General features: G+C 41.4%; 13 protein-coding genes and 1 pseudogene. 10 read left to right on the plus strand and 4 right to left on the minus strand.

Annotation, left to right across the window (positions count from 1 at the left end; translation table 11 throughout):
* Positions 1-15 precede the first annotated feature (15 nt).
* The 3 genes from ACN222_RS08070 (at position 16) to ACN222_RS08080 (ending at position 2,112) form a co-directional block, all read left to right on the plus strand.
* Entirely contained in the window at positions 16-615 is a 600-nt protein-coding gene (locus tag ACN222_RS08070; RefSeq protein ID WP_010995791.1) for a DUF4340 domain-containing protein, read from the plus strand.
* Between the two features lie 94 nt (positions 616-709).
* Positions 710-1,564 (plus strand): formyltetrahydrofolate deformylase, encoded by an 855-nt coding sequence (purU, locus tag ACN222_RS08075; RefSeq protein WP_010995792.1) that lies wholly within the window; start codon positions 710-712, stop codon positions 1,562-1,564.
* 239 nt (positions 1,565-1,803) lie between these two features.
* A complete protein-coding gene (locus ACN222_RS08080) occupies positions 1,804-2,112 on the plus strand; it encodes a hypothetical protein (protein ID WP_010995793.1) in 309 nt (102 codons plus the stop codon).
* 240 nt (positions 2,113-2,352) lie between these two features.
* Here ACN222_RS08080 and ACN222_RS08085 read toward each other — a convergent pair whose 3' ends face one another.
* Entirely contained in the window at positions 2,353-7,716 is a 5,364-nt protein-coding gene (locus ACN222_RS08085) for an ATP-binding sensor histidine kinase (protein WP_010995794.1), read from the minus strand.
* A gap of 289 nt (positions 7,717-8,005) precedes the next feature.
* Complete coding sequence (locus tag ACN222_RS08090; RefSeq protein WP_010995795.1) at positions 8,006-10,669, minus strand: DUF4114 domain-containing protein; 2,664 nt, start codon at positions 10,667-10,669, stop codon at positions 8,006-8,008.
* A 925-nt stretch (positions 10,670-11,594) separates the two neighbouring features.
* Here ACN222_RS08090 and ACN222_RS08095 point away from each other — a divergent pair.
* The 3 genes from ACN222_RS08095 (at position 11,595) to ACN222_RS08105 (ending at position 14,981) form a co-directional block, all read left to right on the plus strand.
* A complete protein-coding gene (locus ACN222_RS08095; RefSeq protein ID WP_010995796.1) occupies positions 11,595-13,856 on the plus strand; it encodes a heavy metal translocating P-type ATPase in 2,262 nt (753 codons plus the stop codon).
* Positions 13,857-13,867: 11 nt separating this feature from the next.
* On the plus strand, positions 13,868-14,431 hold the full coding sequence (locus ACN222_RS08100) for a cupredoxin domain-containing protein (RefSeq protein ID WP_010995797.1): 564 nt from the start codon (positions 13,868-13,870) through the stop codon (positions 14,429-14,431).
* 139 nt (positions 14,432-14,570) lie between these two features.
* Complete coding sequence (locus ACN222_RS08105; RefSeq protein ID WP_010995798.1) at positions 14,571-14,981, plus strand: heavy metal-responsive transcriptional regulator; 411 nt, start codon at positions 14,571-14,573, stop codon at positions 14,979-14,981.
* Positions 14,982-15,320: 339 nt separating this feature from the next.
* Here the strand turns inward: ACN222_RS08105 and ACN222_RS08110 are convergent, their stop codons facing one another.
* Positions 15,321-15,605 carry a hypothetical protein gene (locus ACN222_RS08110; RefSeq protein ID WP_126987263.1) on the minus strand — a complete coding sequence of 95 codons (285 nt, stop codon included), beginning with the start codon at positions 15,603-15,605 and terminating at the stop codon, positions 15,321-15,323.
* Positions 15,606-15,813: 208 nt separating this feature from the next.
* On the opposite strand from ACN222_RS08110, the gene ACN222_RS08115 reads away from it, so the two are divergent.
* Positions 15,814-16,353 carry a hypothetical protein gene (locus tag ACN222_RS08115; RefSeq protein WP_010995800.1) on the plus strand — a complete coding sequence of 180 codons (540 nt, stop codon included), beginning with the start codon at positions 15,814-15,816 and terminating at the stop codon, positions 16,351-16,353.
* 106 nt (positions 16,354-16,459) lie between these two features.
* Here ACN222_RS08115 and ACN222_RS08120 read toward each other — a convergent pair.
* Positions 16,460-16,708: pseudogene (locus ACN222_RS08120) on the minus strand (AI-2E family transporter); the annotation flags it as partial.
* A 653-nt stretch (positions 16,709-17,361) separates the two neighbouring features.
* Between ACN222_RS08120 and ACN222_RS08125 the strand changes: the two are divergent.
* The 3 genes from ACN222_RS08125 to ACN222_RS08135 are packed head-to-tail and all read left to right on the plus strand — an operon-like array spanning position 17,362 to position 21,419.
* Complete coding sequence (locus ACN222_RS08125) at positions 17,362-18,780, plus strand: SulP family inorganic anion transporter (protein ID WP_010995802.1); 1,419 nt, start codon at positions 17,362-17,364, stop codon at positions 18,778-18,780.
* A gap of 41 nt (positions 18,781-18,821) precedes the next feature.
* The gene (locus tag ACN222_RS08130; protein ID WP_010995803.1) at positions 18,822-19,685 is read left to right on the plus strand and encodes a universal stress protein; all 864 of its coding nucleotides are present in this window, start codon (positions 18,822-18,824) and stop codon (positions 19,683-19,685) included.
* A gap of 30 nt (positions 19,686-19,715) precedes the next feature.
* Complete coding sequence (locus tag ACN222_RS08135; RefSeq protein WP_010995804.1) at positions 19,716-21,419, plus strand: SulP family inorganic anion transporter; 1,704 nt, start codon at positions 19,716-19,718, stop codon at positions 21,417-21,419.
* Positions 21,420-21,428: the final 9 nt, after the last annotated feature.

The raw sequence follows: 21,428 nt of genomic DNA on the forward strand, positions 1-21,428 counted from the left end.
CATGACCAATGAGCAATGACTAAAAAGACTTTAATTTTAATATTGTTAGCCCTGGGGTTGGGTGGTTTTGTTTATTTCTGGGAAATTCGAGGTGCTACTCAGCGAGAAGAGGCTAGGGAGAATCAACAGCAAATCTTTTCTTTTACAGAAGATGATGTCCAGTCTCTAACTGTAAAAACTCAGAAACTTACGGTGAATTTGGAACGGAACCCGCAGTCTAATCAGCCTAAGTGGTTGCTTAAATCTCCTGTATCAGAACCTGCAAACGAGCCTATAGTTAGTTATTTGATGGATTTATTGGTAAAAGGAAAGAGTACGAATACTATATCAACACCAGCTAACCAAATAGCCGAATTTGGTTTAGACCAACCCCAAGCCACCATCAACATTAACCTCAAAAATCAAAAAACCCATCAGTTAAGTCTGGGCAAGCCTGATTTTAACCGTCGTTTTGTCTATGCCCAAGCTGACCCTAGACCTCAACCAAATGGTAAGGTAAATGTGCTATTGGTATCTACAGATTTTGAAAATGCTGTCAATAGAGAACTATCAGAGTGGAAACAACCTGTAAGCTTGGATAAAGTTGAACCACAATCCACGCCAAATCTACCTTAACCAACTCCCACCAATAGCCAATAAGCAGATATACAGATAAAATTCAGAATTCACCCTTAGGGTATTTTGAATTTCAAATTTGGAGCGAACTGACGTGACCAACCCGACTGCAACTCTACTAATTTCATGTCCCGACCAACGGGGATTAGTCGCTAAAATCGCTAACTTTATCTACGCTAATGGTGGGAATATTATTCACGCTGACCAACATACCGATTTTGCGGCTGGGTTATTCCTCACGCGCATTGAATGGCAGTTAGAGGGTTTCAATTTGCCGCGAGAGATTATTGGGGCCGCGTTTAATGCCATCGCTCAACCTCTAGGCGCTAAGTGGGAACTACATTTTTCTGATACAATCCCACGTATTGCCATTTGGGTAAGTCGCCAAGACCATTGCCTTTATGATTTAATTTGGCGACAACGCGCCAAAGAAATTGCGGTTGAGATTCCTTTAATTATTAGTAACCATCCCCATTTAAAAGTAGTTGCAGATCAATTTGGCATCGACTTTCGCCACATTCCTATTAATAAAGATAACAAAGCGGAACAGGAAGCCCAACAATTAGAATTACTGCAACAATATGAAATTGATTTAGTTGTATTAGCAAAATATATGCAAATTGTTAGTGCAGACTTTATTACGAAATTTCCGCAAATTATTAATATTCATCACTCATTCTTACCAGCATTCGTAGGCGCAAACCCCTACCATAGAGCCTTTGAACGCGGCGTGAAAGTTATTGGTGCCACAGCTCACTATGCTACTCCGGAATTAGATGCTGGGCCAATTATTGAACAAGATGTAGTCAGAGTTAGCCACCGCGATGAAGTTGAGGATTTAATTAGAAAGGGTAAGGATTTAGAAAGAGTCGTTTTAGCCAGAGCCGTGCGCCTACATCTGCAAAATCGGGTTTTAGTTTATGGAAATCGCACTGTAGTTTTTGAATGAAAGTTGGGTGTAAAGACTAATCAATTCAAAATTCCAAAGCACATCTTTTCATGGTGGCTGTTGACAGTTGACAGTTAACCGTCAACTGTCAACTGTCAACAAACCATACAAGTGACTATGTAATTTAAAAGCTTCATAGCTTATCAGACTTTTGATTGAAGCTTTATCTACCCTGAGTTAGAAGGCTCCCCTTGAGAAGCTATAGGGATAATTTATGTAGTTTCTATGAGGGCTAGCACATGAAACGTTTAGCATCTATCGTTATGGCGCTGTTTCTGGGAACTGCGGCTGTTGCTGCTCTCCCTTCTGAGTCTCAAGCTGATCCAGGAAGAGGTTACTTGTATCCAAAACGAGACTCTTCTTACTATTACCGCGAAAGAAGTTACTCATACCCTCAGCGAGATTATCCTTCCCATCACTACAAAAAACCGCATTATCATCATCACCGACACCATCACCCTAATTATTATTGGGGTAACAGAGATTATGGGAGACGGGGTGTATATGGGAAGTATCAATACCGCTCTCCTTACTACTACTACCGCTAAACTATGTTGAGATATCAATCAGTCTGGTGTTGTTGAATTGGTAGTTAATTGAAACTCCCCTGCCTGAGTAATTTTTACTACAGTCACTTGGAAGAAAAGGCAGGGGATTCTTAGCCGTTGTTTACCAAGTTATATGACCGCTTGATAAATTAACGGCATTAAAAAATCACTGATAAACCCTTGCCAAGTAAGGGTTTATAGGTTGCGTCCCTAGAGGATAAGTTAGACCTTACCGCGAACTTAGAGGGGAATTGCAATAGCAAATTCTGTCCCTTCTCCCAAGATAGAATTAACCTTGATTGTCCCACCATGTTTTTCTGTGATAATTTGACGAGCGATCGCCAGTCCCAATCCTGTACCTTTACCGACTCCTTTTGTGGTAAACAAATGATCAAATATTTTTTGTTGGACTTGGGCGCTCATTCCTTTGCCATTATCTCGGATTCGGATAGAAACTTGGTTGGAAATTGCTTCAGTACGAATAGTAATTTTCTGGGGATGAGTTTGCATTTCGGTAAATGTGTGCATTTGAGCCATCTCGTCAAACATATCAATAGCGTTTGCCAAGATATTCATAAATACTTGGTTTAATTGACCAGGGAAGCATTCGACTGGCGGAATTTTGCCGTATTCTTTCTGAATAATGATTTCAGGACGGTGTTGGTTGGCTTTAATGCGGTATTTTAAAATCATGATGGTACTATCAAGACCTTCATGTATGTCAGCACTCACTGTGTGGTCGGTGTCAGCACGGGAGAAGGTACGCAAACTGGTACTAATAGATGTGATCCGCTTAGTTGCTTCAGTCATGGAATTAAGCAACTTGGGTAAATCAGCCACTAAAAATTCTAAATCTATCTCTTCGGCGTTGTCTTGAATTGGTGCTACAGGTTGGGAATAGTGTTGTTGATAGAGTTGTAAATGTCCGATTAAATCGTGGACATATTCTTTGGCATTGCTGATACTACCGTTAAGGAAACCGATGGGGTTGTTAACTTCGTGTGCAACTCCGGCAACTAGGTTACCTAAAGATGCCATTTTTTCACTTTGGACTATGTGCAGTTGGGATTGTTCTAACTGTTGAGCATAAGTTTGGGCTTGCTGATAAAGGCGAGCATTTTCCAGAGAGATGGCTGCTTGAGTACAGAGGAAGTTGAGGATGAGGATGCGATCGCTCGTAAATACAGCACGGGTGGAGCAATTCTTCAAATACAAAATCCCAATTAAATTTCCTTGATTTAAAATTGGCAAGCACAGCACACTCTGTGGTTGTTGCTGATGTAAATACTCATCAATTACAGGTAAATCGGTTTTGAGTTCGTCAATCACCACAATGTCTTGGGTGTTTTTGACATACTGTATTAGCTTGACGGGTAAGTTAAGATTACCCTCCACAGGTTCGGAACAAAGTTCTGTGAAGTCAGTTGTTGCAATGGCGCGCAGGAGCCATTCTCCTCGACTATTAGGTAGGATTAAGGCGCAGCGATCGCCACCAGAGTTGTGCAGAATAATCTGAGTTAGTTGTTGCAGTAGTTCATCTAATTGAATAGTGCTGGAGAGGCTTTGAGAGGCTTTGAGGATGGCTGCAAAATCAAGGGCTGTATTAATCCTGGTGCTGGATGAGCGGCTGGTTGATGTGGAGGAGTGAATCGAGATATTGGGGATATCAATTGAGGTTAGGGTTACTAAGGGACTGACAGTTGGTGCTGCTTTCTGGAAAATGGGAGATAGTAAATTGGGATAGCGATGTTCTAGATCATCTACTTTGGCTTTTGCACCCCAATGGGCATAACAGTAGTAAGCTTCTTCCATATAGCTGGTGGCTATCTTCTGTTTACCCCAATCAAGGTAGAATTTGGCGGCGAGCTGATTTGCTAGAGCTTCTTCTTGAAAATAGGTGTTGGCTTTAGCTTCGGCAATGGCGCGATCGTAATTTTCTATAGCCCCTAAAGAATTGCCTACAACCCGATCCATTTCCGCCTGAACCAAACAAGATAGATGTAGGAAATTAACAGGGTTATTTTGTGACCAAACCGCTAATTTTTGCTGATATGTAGAAATTTTCTCCCAAGCACTTTGCTGTTGTTGTTCCGACAAAGTGGGATAGCGGGTCAGTAATAAAAGCGCATGAATAAAGCAATGGTGAACGTAGGGTAATAATCCTTGGGGCGCTACGTTAATAATTTCTGACTCAGCTTGCTCGCTGTAGAAGAATGCTTCCTCCACCCGTTCAGAACAAAAGAGAATTTGGCTTTTGAGGATGTTGTAAATACAAATTACTTGCCAATTTTTATGCTGGCGACATTGCTCTAAATAGTTAGACTCACTAATATCAGTCGTTGTCCCCATCAATTCAGCTAAGATTATTTGTCCACCCAAAAATAGATCGATCGCCCACTGGTTTTTATATTTTCGACTGAAAGCCAAGGATTCCACTATTTCGGTAAACAGTTGTTCTAGATGAACGCTTTGATAAAATCGACAATACATATTATGCCCGAACGCATAAGCTGCATATTGCAAATTACTGGACTCTAAACCTACTCGATAGGATGATAGATAATCTTCGGTAGCAACAGAGAGGGGATGAGACCAATGTCTCAAAGAGCTACCAATCATCAGATAAGCAACACTTTCGGCAGATTTATTATTAAATGTTTGGATTAATTGGAGTGTAACATCCAGCAGTTCACTTGTACCTTGATAATTACTCAAGGCGTATCCTCGTAAGCCACCAAAAGCCGGATAGATATAACCAATTTCTGGGGTATTACCATACTGCAAGCACAAATTAACCGCTTTGGCACAAATGACAGACCAGAGTCTTTGGTGAGAACGATAGGTTGGTGGCCCCATACTAATTAATAGCTTGATTGCCATTTTTTGCTCTGGTTGGGACATCATTGGCAAATCAATCAATTCGGAAAATGAACGCTGTTTTAAGGTTGCTTGAATGATTGCTAATTCGGCATCACGTACTATGTCAAAATCTGCATCAGGAAGATCAATATTAATTAAAGCAAGTGCTTGGCGACCGGCTTGGATGGCTTCTGGATAATTGGCTTGCAGAGTATGTTGCACGATCGCCATATTGTAAACTTCAGCTTTTTCTAAGGGCGCTTTGGCCTTGCCTATGGTCTCTTGCAGCCAACATTCGGCTGCGGCAAAATTACCATTTAAATACTCTACTTCTGCCCTTTCTTTAAACAATGTCAAGCTAAGATGATAATCAATTTCCCAACAATCAGCCGACAAAAGTTCCATCCCCGCAGTAATGTATGCCAAAGCCGCAGAGTATGCTGTAGAAGACTTTGCCCTAGTGCCTGCCAACAGATTCAGTTTGGCTAGTTCCTCTTTTTGGGATGTTTGGGTAATTAATTTACTGCCAATATTTAAATGGTTAACTATCTCAAAAATACGTTCTTCTCTTTCATTAACTGATAAATTGGCTAAAAGTAAAGTACCGATATTCAGGTGGGTGGTTTGCTTTTGTACGTCAGGAATCAGAGAATAGGCGGCTTGTTGAACACGATCATGCAGAAATCGATAGGTTACATTTTTGATATTTTGATTGTTAAGATTTTGCTGATCATCAGACAAATAAAATTTATATACTTCACCTTGGGGCAGAATCAATCCTGACTGTAAGGCTTTCCACAAAGCTACTGCTGTCTGTGCTTGTAATTGTTCAGAAACAATTGCTAAAGTAACCAAATCAAATTGGTTACCAATACAAGCGGCTAACTTGAGTATTTGCTGAGTTTCGCTGGGTAATTTCTGTAACTGATGCGCCATAAATTCCACCACATCATCGGTAAGTGATAGCGCATTGATTTGGGAAATATCACATTCCCAATAGCCTTGGTGGCGATTAAATATAATCCACTCATTTTCGTGGAGGGCTTTGAGAAACTGCGTGGTAAAAAAAGGATTACCTTGGGTTTTGCGGACAATTAATTCAGTCAGGAGGAGCGATCGCTCAGTCGGACAATGTAATGTATCACTTACCAGCTGATTGGTATCACTCAAAGCTAAAGGTGCAAGGGTAATTGTATTGACAGTCTTATCCGTTTTCTTTAGTTCCGTCACTGTCAACATGAAGGGGTGTACAGGTGAAACTTCATTATCTCGATAAGCACCCAGCAAAAGCAGATAGTTCTCATCCTCCATCAACAGTTTAATCAAATTTAGGGAAGCCGAATCTGCCCACTGTAAGTCATCCAGAAACATGACTAAAGGACGTTCTTTTGTAGTGAAAACTTCTAGAAATTTCTGGAACAATAAATTAAAGCGATTCTGCGCCGCCATTCCCGATAGTTCTAGTGCAGCAGGTTGCTTGCCAATCACCCGTTCTAGTTCGGGAATCACTTCAATCAAAATTTGCCCATTATTTCCCACAGATGAGAGAATCTTCGTCCGCCATTGCTCCAGTTGGGTGTCCGATTCTGACAATAATTGCCCCATTAAATCCCGTAAAGCTTGCACAAAGGCACTAAAGGGGATGTTGCGATTAAATTGGTCAAACTTACCTTTAATAAAATATCCTTGCTGACGAGTAATCGGTTTGTGGACTTCATTGATGACCGCAGTTTTACCAATCCCCGAAAATCCTGCCACTAGCATCATTTCCGATGCACCATTAGCGACGCGCTCAAAAGCGGCGAGTAAGTTTGCAACTTCTGTTTCCCGTCCATAGAGTTTTTCGGGAATCAGGAAGCGATCGCAGATATCCCGCAGACCAATCTCAAAGTTTTGAATTGCTCCTGTATCTTTGAGTTGTGTTAAACAAAGTTCTAAATCATGTTTCAATCCCAAGGCACTTTGATAACGGTCTTCGGCATTTTTCGCCATCAACTTCATCACAATATCTGAAATGACCTGGGGTATTGATTCAGGGTTAAATTTATTTGGTTGTTTAGCAATGTGAGAATGCACCAATTCCATCGGGTCATTGCTATTAAATGGTAATTCTCCTGTTAATAATTCATAAAATGTCACTCCCAGAGAGTAAAAATCACTGCGATAGTCTACTCCTCGATTCATCCTGCCAGTTTGTTCTGGGGAAATATAAACAAGGGTTCCTTCTAAAATATTAGGACTTTTAATTTCCTGGGTTTCTTTAGGAAGTAATGAAGCGATACTAAAGTCAATGAGTTCAACTTGTTTTGTGTGTGGGTTAATTAGAATATTTGCGGGTTTAATGTCTTTGTGAATCACCCGGTTTTGATGTAAGCCGTGGAGAATATTGGTTAATTGAATGGCGATCGCCAAAAACTCAATTAGCGTGAGTTTAGCCGTTTCGGTATATTGGCGTAAAGAAATTCCCCCCGTATCCTTCATCACCAAAATATAGCTATTACCGTAAACATCTAATGATAAGGGATGAGTGATGCCGGTAACGTTAAGATTTTTGCTAATAGTATATTGGTTGCGAAACTGTAGTAATTCGTTAAAGCTGGGATATTCTGAGGTGAGAACTTTGATAATGACGGTGAGTGTATCTTGCTCGCGCGTAGCTCGATACACTCGGCTTTTTGAGCCTGCATAAATTTGAGAGCTAATTTGATATCCAGGAATGATGGGTTGGGAATTTGCAGTATCCATTTATATCTACCTCATGGAGCAAGTCACTTGTTGCTTCTGTTCGAGAAGCAATGCACAGCACATCTACATTTTGTTAGTATTCCCATCAACTAGATGTTGACTAACGATATGTAGACTTAATATCTTGCACCAAGCCCGAACGACTGAAGGTCTTAGCTATACAAATCTAGTCCGCCTGGGCGGACTAGGTGAAATGAATTTGTTTGAGTCTGGAGCCGTAGGCTGCTCGTATAGCCGTGATTTCAATCTTCAGGTGCAATATTTTTGCTGAGGTGATTAGCTTTCATGTCTAAACCAAAGTCATAACTGATGGTGATGTTAGAGATGAAACGATGCCAGTTTGAAAATGATTGATTATATCCTGGCCTATTGCTGTATCAACCCAATTAAGATTGTGAGCCATGACATTTTCTATTTTGGAAATGCCAAGAGACTGAACACCTTGAATACTGATCACAAAATCATTGAAGTCTCGATTAGGAACGCGATTTAACGGCACGTCGTCGAAACCAAGAATAGCTCCTTTATCGCCTGTTAACACCCCTGCTACTTGGACTTGATCTTCTAAATTCGCCGCCGACATTGAGAATAGAGGTCTATTTTGATTTGTTATAGTTTGTCCAGTTAAAGCATCCGTGAGTGCGCCATTGGACATGAAAACAAAACCAATAGTATCCCCTGCTTGGAGATTATAAGTTTTCGTTCCTTGATATTCTCCAGCATTAAAGTTAGCTTCCCAGTCGAGAACGCCAGTATTGTCACTATAGAGAGCGCCATCTTGAGCATCTTTAACTACAACATAGCCATTGGCAGAATTGCTGGTGGCGCGTCGAAGTGCTTCTTGAATAAAAGCATCAGAGCCAGCTTTGTAGATATCCATTCCCTTGAGGCTAAAGATACCGACTTCTCCCTGAGAATACATTCCACCATCGTAGAGAAAGTCAATTTTTACCTGGCCTGTTTGATCAACAGTGAACACACCCTCATCGAAAGAAGCCCGATTAGCATAGTCGAGTAATTGTTTTCCAGTTGTAGTGGTGCGCCAGTCACGCTCGAAGTTGGAGAAGTTATCTATTGACTGAACGGTTCCTTTTGCTCCTTTGATTTGGAAGACCACATCGTTATAATCGCGATCGCTATTAGATGCGGCAATAGGAATATCTTCAAAGGCAAAAGTACCGTTGCCATCTATATCTACCATCTGTCCACCAGCTACACTAGGGTTAGCTTCGGGGATGGAAAAGAGAGGGAGTTTACCTATTTGCCATGCTGTACTAGATTTACTGATACCTGGAGTTTGGTTGATTTCCTGAACAGTTGTGTTAGGTACAAGCATAAAGGCAAATGTATCGCCTGCTTTCATCTGAAAGGTTTTCACGCCTAGATAGGGGCCAAAATTAAAATTGGCTTCCCAAGGCATTTTTTCCGTAAAACGCGCCCCTTCTTGTTGGTCTCTAGCTAAGATATAACCCATCTGAGAATTACTGAGAGCGCGATTTGTCGCCTCTTTAATAAAAGCATTGGAACCAGGAATATAGTTTTCCATGCCGGTGAGACTAAAGACCGCTAAATGACCTTGATAGCCACCGCCATCGTAAAGATAGTCAACAGTTACCTTTCCAGTTTCGCCGACCTGAAAAACACCTTCGTTGTAGATAGTACGGTTAGTATATTTGAGTACTTCCTGCCCAATAGCAGTAGTCCGCCAGTCCTGATTAGGATTAACGACTGCATCCATGTTAGTGATGTTGTTGCTTTTTAGTCCTTGGACTTGGAAAACAACGTCGTTGTAATCTATGTAAGAATTACTAGAGCCAACGATCATATCTTCAAATGCCAGGGTTCCCTTATTATCGACAGCAACGATCTGATTTTTGTCGGTCGAGAAAATGACTTGTTTTCCCCATACGTAGCTATTTTGCGGCTGGCGATAAATCTCCTCAATGCTAGTATCTTGTACCAGCATGAATGCCACTTCGTCGCCAGCATTCATCGTGAAAGAATCAATTCCTTGGTAGCTGCCCTGATTAAAGTTACTTTCCCAGCTAACATTACCATCAAACCGCGCTCCTTCTTGGCGATCGCTGATCAGAATGCGACCTTGTGTAGAGTTACTTAAAGCACGGGTGGCCGCTTCTTTGATAAATGCTAAGGAACCTGGCTGGTATTTTTCCATACCTTTGAGGCTAAATACAGCTAATTGTCCCTGATAGGCACCGCCATCATAGAGATAGTCTAATTTAACTTGACCAGTGCCATTGACGATAAAAGTACCTGTTTCAAACAGAGGGCGGTTGGCGTAGTCTGATAATTCTTGTCCGACTCCGGTATTTAACCAGTTGCGGTTGCTGTAGGTGGAGTCTTTGAGAGAGGGCGCATTGGCTGTTGCACCCAACACTTGCACTACCATATCGTTAAAGTCACGATCATTAGACTTTAAGGTATTGTTATCTTCCCAACCGAAGGTATTGCCCTTACCAGTGATGTCTGCAATTTGGGGAGAAACTTTTCCGGTTGCGCTATCTACTGAACCAAAAGAAAACAGGATATTGTTGCTAGATGTGGGATATTGAGCAATCTTAGAGACGGTACTATCTGCAATTAACATCATTGCAAATTTACTACCCGCTTTCATCTGAAAGGTTTGTGGCCCATTGTAAACGCCACTGTTAAAGTCCTTTTCCCAGGATAATTCTTGATTCAGGTCGGTGAAACGAGCGCGTTCAGTTTGATCTCGAACAACTACATAACCAGATTGAGAATTGCTGAGAGCGCGTCTACTTGCTTCTCGGATGAATTCTATAGAACCCACCGCCATATTTTCCATGCCTTCCAGGCTGAAAATTGCTAATTCTCCCTTATTCATCCCGCCGTCATAGAGAAAATCAACGCTGACGTTGCCTGCTGCGCTAACAGTAAAAATGCCGTTATTTAAGTTAGAAATGGTCGTCATATTTCTTTGTCTTCAGTTATTATCAATTAATTCTGAACAGTGACAGGATGCCTATTTGATTTCTGAAAAACTAATACCAATTCAAGATTAAGCAAGGCAGATATAACAAGGATTAAAATTTCCTTATCTGTCTCTTTCTTTTTTCAAATTGGTATAACAATTGAAGAGATGCTTTTTGCGTGTACCCTGCAAATTAATACCCTTTATCCTGTACCCTGTTCTTCGTCTACACAAGTAAGATCAAAAATCAAAGTGGGTTGCTATATATAAGTTTTAACTTTCGTTAACCAAATAAAAAAACTGTAGTAATACGTTTTCTTGTATAAAGCTTTAATCAAGAAAATGTTTCGTTTCACTTCAAATTAAGTGGTTGGGTGTGGATATGTATCGTTATGGTCAGGTAAAAGCCGTGAGTGATTTTGCGGAGTCTGCTGTATAAAAGTTAGGCAGGAAGAGGGTTTCAGATTTATGTATTTTTATTCACATAGTTTGATTTTATTGTGGCGACTTACTTGTTAAATTTAGTCAGTGGGTGAATAATAAAATAATTATAATGCTCATGGAATTTTAGTAGTTATTCAGTTTTGCGATCGCTACCCGATGGAAACCCTTCATGAACATCTTTCCTCATCTCTATTGAGACAATAGGCGATCGCAGGCTGATATAGGTTTTTTACACTTCACCCTCAAAATACGGGTTTAGAGTGTAGGGATTGATAAAACTATTATTCTTTCGTTAGTGTGAGAGTGGGGACTCATCACTTGATTAAAAACCTACACCTGTGAAACTCCCTGCTCTTGGCTCTTAAAAAAGGACTTTTTGCGTAGTTCCAATTCTTTTCCTCTACCCTCTTGACACTCCAGTTCACTGGAGGATTCAAGATGAAATCAGTCTTGAACATGACTTGATAATTGGAGTCCGCAAATGAAGAATGCGACACTTAAGCTACGCGGTATGAGTTGCGCTTCCTGCGCTAAAAGTATTGAAGATACTATCAGTTCTGTCCCAGGTGTAAATGAATGTAGTGTGAACTTTGGGGCAGAACAAGCAACAGTTAATTATGACCCCAGAAAAACAGATTTACAAGCCATCCAAAATGCGGTGGATGCCGCAGGTTATTCTGCATCTCCCCTCCAAGAACAAAACTTGATGGCAGGAGAAGATGATGAAGAAAAAAGATATCGCCTGCAAGAATCCCGTGATTTGATGCGAAAGCTCACAGTAGGGGGCATCATAGGCATCGTGCTGGTGATTGGCTCACTACCAATGATGACAGGGTTAGACTTACCTTTGATTCCCATATGGCTGCATAACCCTTGGCTGCAATTAGTCCTGACCACTCCTGTACAGTTTTGGTGTGGTTACTCCTTCTACATCAACACTTGGAAAGCTTTCCAGCGCCATGCGGCCACAATGGATACCCTAATTACTTTAGGTACGAGTGCAGCATATTTCTATTCTTTATTTGCAACTTTATTTCCTAGTTTTTTCATCGCCCAGGGATTGATGCCAGATGTGTATTATGAAACTGCGGCAATTGTAATTACCTTGATTTTGTTGGGGCGGCTATTTGAGAATCGCGCCAAAGGACAAACCTCAGAAGCTATTCGCAAGCTGATCGGTTTACAAGTGAAAACAGCCAGGTTGATTCGCAACGGGCGAGAAGTAGATGTACCGATTGAGGAAGTAGAAATTGGTGATGTGGTGCTGGTTCGTCCTGGGGAAAAAATTCCTGTTGATGGGGAAGTAGTTGACGGGACATCCACAGTTGATGAAGCGATGGTAACTGGGGAAAGTATACCTGTGAAAAAACAACCAGGGGATGAAGTGATAGGCGCAACCATCAATAAAACTGGCAGTTTTAAGTTTCGAGCCACAAGAGTTGGTAAAGACACCGTATTGGCGCAAATTGTCCAACTAGTGCAGCAAGCCCAAGGCTCAAAAGCACCCATTCAAAGATTAGCAGACCAAGTTACGGGGTGGTTTGTGCCGGCGGTAATTGCGATCGCTATTCTCACCTTTATTATTTGGTATAACTTTATGGGTAATGTCACCCTGGCATTGATTACCACGGTCGGGGTGTTAATTATTGCTTGTCCTTGTGCTTTGGGTTTAGCCACGCCAACCTCGGTGATGGTAGGTACTGGTAAAGGTGCAGAAAACGGAATTTTAATTAAAGGAGCTGAAAGCCTAGAATTAGCGCACCAAATTCAAACAATTGTTTTAGATAAAACCGGCACAATTACCCAAGGTAAACCAACAGTTACAGATTTTGTCACAGTTGACGGTACTGCTAACAGCAACGAAATCAAGCTGATACAATTAGCCGCATCCTTAGAACGCAATTCTGAACATCCCCTAGCAGAAGCAGTTGTGAGATATGCTCAATCTCAGGAGGTAACTTTAGCAGATGTCACAGACTTTGCAGCCGTGGTAGGTAGTGGTGTACAAGGTATTGTTACTCACCATCTTGTGCAGATTGGTACACAACGCTGGATGGAAGAATTAAGTATCAGCACTCAAGCCTTGCAGCAAGACAAAGAACGCTTAGAATATCTGGGTAAAACAGCCGTGTGGTTGGCAGTTGACGGGGAAATCGCCGGATTAATGGGGATTGCTGATGCGATTAAACCCACTTCCACCCAAGCTATCAGAGCATTGCAAAAACTCGGTTTAGAAGTTGTCATGCTCACAGGCGACAATCGCCGCACCGCCGAAAGTATTGCCCGTGAGGTGGGGATTAAAAGAGTCTTAGCAGAAGTCCGTCCCGACCAAAAAGCCGCTACAGTGCAAGCAATACAAGCAGAAGGCAAAATTGTCGCCATGGTTGGTGATGGGATTAATGATGCACCAGCCTTAGCTCAAGCCGATGTGGGAATTGCGATTGGTACAGGTACAGATGTGGCGATCGCTGCGAGTGACATCACCCTAATTTCCGGCGATCTGCAAGCCATAGTTACAGCCATTCAACTCAGCCGCGCCACCATTCACAACATCCGCCAAAACCTATTTTTCGCCTTCATTTATAACGTTGCGGGTATTCCCATCGCCGCCGGGATTCTCTTCCCCATCTTTGGTTGGTTACTTAATCCCATCATCGCCGGTGCAGCAATGGCTTTTAGCTCGGTTTCCGTCGTCACAAATGCTCTGCGTTTACGTAAATTCCAACCTAAAACACTTGTATAGGAGGTTTTTCAATGGTGAACAAAACAGCACTCATCGGTAGTATAGCCAGTTTAGGAATTGTCTTCGGAATTGCATCTGGTCAAGCAGCAGCACAAACATCACATGAGGCGCACTCAGTCCAAACCAATCAATTTCAACCCATTAACCAGCCATTAGGAAACAAGTTAGCCATTACCCTCGGCGGATTGGGGCTAATTGGCTTAGAACTCTGGTGGTTCTTGCTGAGTAAACCCAAATCACAAACAGCAGTTGCAACAGTTGAGAATATTCAGGAAGTAACCATCACCGTTGATGGAGGCTATGATCCAAGTCGGATTGTAGTACAAGTTGGGAAACCAGTACGACTGAAATTTGAACGCAAAGATCCCAGTAGTTGTTTAGAAAAGGTTTTGATTCCAGACTTTCACATTGCCGCAGATTTACCACTCAATCAAGTAATAACTGTGGAATTTACCCCTAAAGCTATAGGTGAATATGCTTTCACCTGCGGGATGAATATGTTTCGTGGTGCGATCGCCGTCGAATCAGCAAACGCGAGTGAAGAAATAGCTGCTACTCACATTAGTTTCTCATGAGATTACACCTTGGAATTATCTTACAGTCAGGAGATTGGTCTCACGGTGCATCAGGAGAATCTTTGAAACTTGACTCTCTAGTTAACTGGAGAGTTTAGTATAAGATTAGTAATCATATCTCACTGAAGGTTTGGTAAGTATGTTAGCCCAAACAGAAGCAAAACAAATTGGTGTAGTTGCCAAAGAAAGCGGCGTACCCATTAAAACCATTCGCTACTATGAAGAACTTGGTCTACTCACATCATCAGGCAGAACCGAGGGAGGATTTAGATTATTTAATTCTGATGTTTTGGCACGACTGCACTTTATTAAGCGCGCTCAAAGTTTAGGATTAAGCTTGTCAGAAATCAAGGAATTTTTAAATGTCCACGATGGAGGAGAATTACCTTGTGAACATATCAAAATTAAACTAGAAGATAAGGTAAAAGCTATTGATGAGCAAATTCAGCAATTACTAATTTTGAGGCAAGAATTATCAGGATTACTTTCTGGGTGGGAAATAAAGCCTGATAATTCTCATAAAACCATTTGCCCCATTATTGAACATTAATTAGATCATGTTTGACTGTTCGCAAGCACCAATACTTACCCAAGTGCTAGAACCATCTTGCTAATGTTCTTTTTTCCAAAAAAGTGAGCAATTATGTGCTTAATACCAACGAAATGAGATGTTGAAATTTTTGAATTCTGTTGGTTTAAGACTTTTTTACATGAAATTAATCAGAGGATTTGATTTATGAACGGATTTTAAGATAAGAGCCTTGTTAAATATGGATTTAAGTTTCAGTATGTTTTCAAAATCAAAAATTAGTTCCTGACTTCCGATTTCTGTCACAATCCTTCCTTCTTATTTATTATTTTTGAAAGCATAAAAAGTGGGATGCACTCTCTAACTAGTCTCAATTATCAGCCGTTGGAGTGTAATTTGAATTAATCCAATGGCAATCTGTACAATTAGCCAACCACTTAAACAAATTAAAATCGCCCTAACCAATTTGATATTCAACCAACCTTTTAAAACTACAATTATTGCTAATAAACTCCAGACTGATAGTCCAATTTCAATCGGTCTTCCCAAAAGCGGAATCACTGTAAAAAAGTTGAAGATTTGGGGAGTATGAGCAAAGCCAATTGGAATCAGCAGTTTTCTATAGGTAGGAATAGATAATCGCAACTGTTTTCCGGTTTTCCAAATGGTAAATATCCAAAAATAGTAACCTGCTATTACACTGAAAGCGTTGATTACAAATATAAAAATTAGCAGTGATAATTTCACCTGAGCCAGTAATGGAATAATTACACTGCCTGAAGCATGGGCGATCGCTGCTAAAATTACAATTACATTAACCGAACGTATACTAGAAGCACGTAATGTCTGGAGAATGGCTGTTTCCGCCGATAATCGCTACGGGCCTATCTACAACCAAGCGATCGCTCTAACAATTGTCGAGCAAATGGAGAAACAGCAACCAATTCCCACATCTCCAAAAGAACCAATTCAGCTAATTTTAATGGGTACAAGTGGCGGCGCTCAGGTGGCTTTAGGTGCTGCTCCCTATTTAGACGAATGGCTTCCCGTGGAAATTACTGTAGTTTCCTTCGGAGGTGTATTTGATGGTAATGAAGGCTTTGATGTCGCAAAGCACGTTTACCATTTTCGGGGAGAGCAAGATTGGATTGAAAACATTGGCGGAATAGTTTTTCCGTCCCGATGGCGATGGACTATAGGTTCTCCTTATAATCGCGCTCGTCGTGAGAATCGCTATACAGTTTACAGTAGCGGCCCCCATCAACATCAGGGAGATGAAAGCTATTTTAGTCAAGAAGTCGCCCAAAATGATGGTACAACCTACGCAGAATTAACGGTACAACAAGTAAATCGGCTACCCATTTGGTCTTCATCAAAAGTCAGTAGTCAGTAATTGTTCTTCCCTGCTCTTTATCTTTGTATACCCGCATTTTTGCCTCCCCTCATTTTTTCTGCTCCCCTCCTTGCATCTCTTTAATTTCAAACAAACTAATTAACACTCATGCTAAGGGAATTGATAAGAAAACTCCCACTAATCCTGCAACCTTAGCTCCTACTAGTAAAGCAAAGAACATAAAAACTGGATTCATGTTAATTGAGCCTTGCATAATGCGCGGCATGAGTAAATTTTCTTCTACTTGCTGGAGAAGGACACAAGCAATTAACGAAACTAGGGTAATGCCAATTGTCGCTCCAATGCCAGGAGTTAAATCAAAGACACCGGCGATCTCTGCCAAGAGCAAAGAGTAATATCATAGCGAAGCTGCTTTGCGATTGTAACGACGCTGTGATATGCTGACGTTACGAAATAAATGTCCTAGTATTGATTCAATATTCAGCAGGTTTAGTTCATGTCGCAGGCAACTATCTCTTCAGTAGCTTTAAATAGTTGGTATTGTCCACCTTAAAGGACAAACTGAGCCTTGCAATTATCAAAAGTATTTGTAATTAACTATGCTTGCATAAAAACAGGCTATTTTATCGGTCTGTAGATTAGTCTGCATATAGTTTATCGTTCACATACTAAGCTTTTTACATACTGTTTGATACCAAAATAAGATTCAAAATCTTGATTCAAGAGATTATTCCAACAGTTTGAAACAAGACAAATTATCCATATATGATATCACTCTTCAATCAGTCTTCAATCAGTATGAAATAACTACAAGTTAGTAGTTTTTAATTATTAAGATATAAAGAAAGTATTGATTGTAATTATGTATATCATGAACAACTTGCAGCAAGGTAATAGGAATTATTAATTACAAAATTTTATTGCCAATCGATATATTTTTAATCTGAATTAAGCACTGGCAATTTTATTTTAATTGAGACGCTAGGAGGAAACTTGAACGGAACAATTTTGAGGCGAGAGTGGTTTTTTAACACTCAGCGAGACATTATGGCAGGTGCGGTTGTGGGACTAGCATTGATTCCAGAGGCGATCGCCTTTTCGATTATTGCTGGGGTTGATCCCAAAGTGGGGCTATATGCCTCATTTATTATTGCCGTCATGACAGCCTTTTTAGGGGGGAGGCCGGGTTCAATTTCTGCCGCTACAGGGGCGATGGCTCTGTTAATGATTGATTTAGTCAAAGATCATGGGTTGCAGTATTTATTCGCAGCCACTTTGTTAACAGGGGTCTTTCAAGTTGTATTTGGATTCCTGCAACTAGGCCGTCAAATGAGATTTGTACCTAGGGCGGTGATGATTGGTTATATTAATGCCCTAGCGGTGTTAATTTTCCTCGCCCAGTTACCACAACTGACGAATGTACCACCCACCGTATATATATTGACTCTCCTTTCCTTGGGGATTATTTATATTCTGCCGCGTTTTACTAAAGCCGTCCCCTCTCCCTTGGTGGCGTTGGCGGTGATGACTATAGCCGCGATCGCACTCAAACTTAAAGTTCCCAGAGTGGGGGATATGGGAGAGTTACCGACTGCATTACCAAGTTTTGCTTTGCCCCAAGTGCCGTTAACTCTAGAAACATTCAAGATTATTCTGCCTTATTCTTTAACATTGGCGATCGTGGGTTTGTTGGCTTCATTCTTAACCGCTTCACTAGTAGATGAACTCACAGATACCCCCAGCGATAAAAACCAAGAAGCCAAAGGACAAGGGATTGCAAATATAGTTACGGCATTTTTTGGGGGCATGGCCGGATGTGGGATGATTGGGCAATCGGTGATTAATGTCCAGTCTGGCGGAAGGGGGAGATTATCAACCCTGGCGGCTGGAGTGTTCCTATTAATTGCCATTTTATTTTTACAGGATTGGGTGAAACAAATGCCAATGGCGGCACTAGTAGCCGTGATGATTATGGTGTCAATTGGGACATTTCGCTGGACATCCTTTAAAAATATCTCCCGCATTCCCCGCACGGAAACGGCTGTGATGTTAACGACGATGTTTGTGACAATCTTCACCCGTAATTTTGCCCTGGGTGTTGTGACAGGTATCGTTATGAGTACAGTATTTTTCTCTAACAAGATTGCTCAATTGGTATTTGTCGATAAAGTGCTAAGTGAAGATGGTACGCATCGCATCTATAAAGTAGTGGGACAAATTTTCTTTTTATCTAGAGATGAATTTCTCGGATTTTTTGATTTTACCGAATTGCTGGAGCGTGTCACCATTGATTTAACTCATGCTCACCTGTGGGATCAAGGGGCAGTGGAGGTACTTGATAGAGCAGTATTGAAATTTCGCCGCAATGGGGCAGAAGTTGAACTAATCGGGCTGAATCAAGCTAGTGCTACGTTGTTGAATAAATTAGCAACTCATCAAAAATCCGATGCTGTGAATAAGCAGTAGATTGCCTTTACACCCTTTGATTAACAAGGGATAAAACTACCATGAAAAATATTTTACTTTGTACCGATGGGTCAGCTTATGCTGAAAATGTATATCGATATGGAGCTTGGTTTGCTAGTCAATTTCACGCCAAAATTAATGTTTTGTTTGTCACCGATATTCGCAGTCAAAAGGTAGTTTCTACGGGTAACTTAAGCGGTAGTATTGGGCTGGGAGCTTCAGAACAATTGCTGAATGAATTAGTTAACTTAGAACATGAAAAAGCCAAGTTGAATAATCAACGGGCAAAATTGATTTTACAAAATGCTGCTGCAACTCTTAAAGCTGAGGGTATAGAAGATTTTAAGTTAACGAATAAAACAGGATTTTTAGTAGATTGTTTCCATGAATTTGCAGAAAATCATGACTTAATTGTTTTAGGTAAACGGGGAGAAGCCGCAGATTTTGCATCGGGACATTTAGGCGCGAATTTAGATCGGATTATTCGTAGTAGTAGTAAACCATGCTTAGTTACTCCCCGCGAATTTAAAATAATTGATCGCATTTTAGTAACGTATGATGCTAGTTTAACTGGGAAAAAAATACTAGAATTTTTAGTAGATTATCCTGTATTTCAAAGTTTAGAAGTACATTTACTGACAGTAGCTAAAAGTAACTCAGATCAAACAGCATCTACAAGACTGAATGAAGCTAAACAATTGTTGCAAAAAGCTAGATTTGAGCCGATTTGTAGCCTCCTAGAAGGTGAACCAGAAAAAGCGATCGCTCGATATGTGCAAGAAAACAAGATTAATTTACTGATGATGGGGGCTTACGGACATAGCCGTATTCGTCATCTGATTATTGGTAGCACCACAACTCAAATTCTTCGCAGCAGCAATATTCCCGTACTGGTCTTTCGTTGATCAAGTCTTCTAATTGAGAGTAATAATACGGTGTCCATTAATCCTATCAACAAAATTCACTTTCGCAATTGGCGAGGCGACCTATTTGGGGGCTTAACTGCGGCGATTGTCGCTTTACCCTTAGCCCTAGCCTTTGGTGTCGCTTCCCGTGCAGGTGCGATCGCAGGACTTTATGGTGCGATCATCGTCGGCTTTTTTGCGGCTTTGTTTGGGGGAACACCAGCCCAAGTTTCTGGCCCTACAGGGCCGATGACTGTGGTAGTGACAACCGTGATTACTACCTTGATGGCGCGTTATCCCGATACGGGGTTAGAAATTGCATTTACCGTTGTCATGTTGGGCGGACTAATGCAAATCCTGTTTGGGGTGATGCGTCTGGGACAATATATCACCCTCCTGCCCTACACCGTCATCTCTGGCTTTATGTCAGGGATTGGCGTAATTATCATTTTGCTGCAATTACCCCCCTTATTGGGTCATGCCGGCACGGGTGGCGTAGTCACAACTCTACAAAAACTGCCCGCCTATCTAAGTAATCCTAACTGGGTGGCTGTCGGGCTGGGGTTACTGACGTTGATTATTGTCTTTGCTGCTCCACCCAAACTAAATCGGGTTATACCTTCCCCTCTATTAGCTTTGGTGGCGGTAACAATTATTTCAGTGGTGGTATTCAAAGATGCCGATATAGCGCGCATTGGTAAGATTCCTAGCGGATTCCCCACTTTCCACAAGCCCACCTTTAATCTCCGCGAGTTAGCAGATATGCTCAGGTATGGGCTGATGTTAGGGGTGTTGGGATCGATAGATTCGCTGTTAACTTCCTTGGTGGCTGATAATATTTCCCGTACTCAGCATGATTCTGACAAGGAATTAATAGGGCAAGGAATTGGCAATATGTTGGCGGGGTTATTTGGCGGATTACCCGGTGCAGGCGCAACCATGCGGACAGTTGTAAATGTCCAAGCTGGGGGGAAAACGCCCTTATCTGGGATGATTCATGCTTTGGTACTGCTGTTAGTTGTGTTTTGGGCAAGTCCATTAACAGCGCAGATTCCTAATGCAGTGCTGGCGGGACTTTTATTCAAGGTAGGTATTGATATTCTCGATTGGGGATTTATCAAACGTGCGCCCCGTCTTTCTTTGAAGGGTACGGGATTAATGTATTTGGTGTTGTTTCTCACCGTATTTGTAGATTTAATTACGGCGGTACTAGTAGGAGCGTTTATTGCCAATGTCCTGACAATTAAACGGTTAAGCGATGTCCAAAGTGATAATATTCAAGTCATTACTGACCCCACAGGAAATCAAAATCTTACTCCCACCGAGCAAGAAATTCTCACCCAAGCCGGAGGGGATATTTTACTGCTGAAATTAGGGGGGCCAATGAGCTTTGGTGCAGCTAAAAGCATCTCTCGCCGGATGTCATTCGTGCAGAACTATCAAGCAATAGTATTAGATTTTAGTGAAGTCCCTAGTATTGGGATAACAGCTGCCCTCGCCATTGAATCTATAGTAGAAGATGCGATCGCACATCATCGCCACGTTTGGATAGTTGTTACCCGTGGACAAGTACAGCGACGCATTACCCACCTTGACTTGCAGCGATTCTGTCAGCCTCAGAAAACACAGGATGCGTCTTCTGGCAAGTTGTCAGCCCAAATTAATCAGGTAGAAAGCCGCATACAGGCGTTAGAATCAGCGTTTGCGGTGATTCAGTTAGAAAGTCTTGCTTGAAAAGTTTAA

The sequence above is a fragment of the Anabaena sp. FACHB-595 genome (genome assembly GCF_048568275.1).
GTDB lineage: Bacteria > Cyanobacteriota > Cyanobacteriia > Cyanobacteriales > Nostocaceae > Trichormus.

Bases quoted from the DNA above. Each gene is read 5' to 3' on its own strand.
- ACN222_RS08070 (WP_010995791.1), top strand. From the start codon at position 16: ATGACTAAAAAGACTTTAATTTTAATATTGTTAGCCCTGGGGTTGGGT.
- ACN222_RS08080 (WP_010995793.1), top strand. From the start codon at position 1,804: ATGAAACGTTTAGCATCTATCGTTATGGCGCTGTTTCTGGGAACTGCG.
- ACN222_RS08085 (WP_010995794.1), bottom strand. From the start codon at position 7,716: ATGGATACTGCAAATTCCCAACCCATCATTCCTGGATATCAAATTAGC.
- ACN222_RS08090 (WP_010995795.1), bottom strand. From the start codon at position 10,669: ATGACGACCATTTCTAACTTAAATAACGGCATTTTTACTGTTAGCGCA.
- ACN222_RS08095 (WP_010995796.1), top strand. From the start codon at position 11,595: ATGAAGAATGCGACACTTAAGCTACGCGGTATGAGTTGCGCTTCCTGC.
- ACN222_RS08100 (WP_010995797.1), top strand. From the start codon at position 13,868: ATGGTGAACAAAACAGCACTCATCGGTAGTATAGCCAGTTTAGGAATT.
- ACN222_RS08105 (WP_010995798.1), top strand. From the start codon at position 14,571: ATGTTAGCCCAAACAGAAGCAAAACAAATTGGTGTAGTTGCCAAAGAA.
- ACN222_RS08115 (WP_010995800.1), top strand. From the start codon at position 15,814: ATGGCTGTTTCCGCCGATAATCGCTACGGGCCTATCTACAACCAAGCG.
- ACN222_RS08125 (WP_010995802.1), top strand. From the start codon at position 17,362: ATGGCAGGTGCGGTTGTGGGACTAGCATTGATTCCAGAGGCGATCGCC.
- ACN222_RS08130 (WP_010995803.1), top strand. From the start codon at position 18,822: ATGAAAAATATTTTACTTTGTACCGATGGGTCAGCTTATGCTGAAAAT.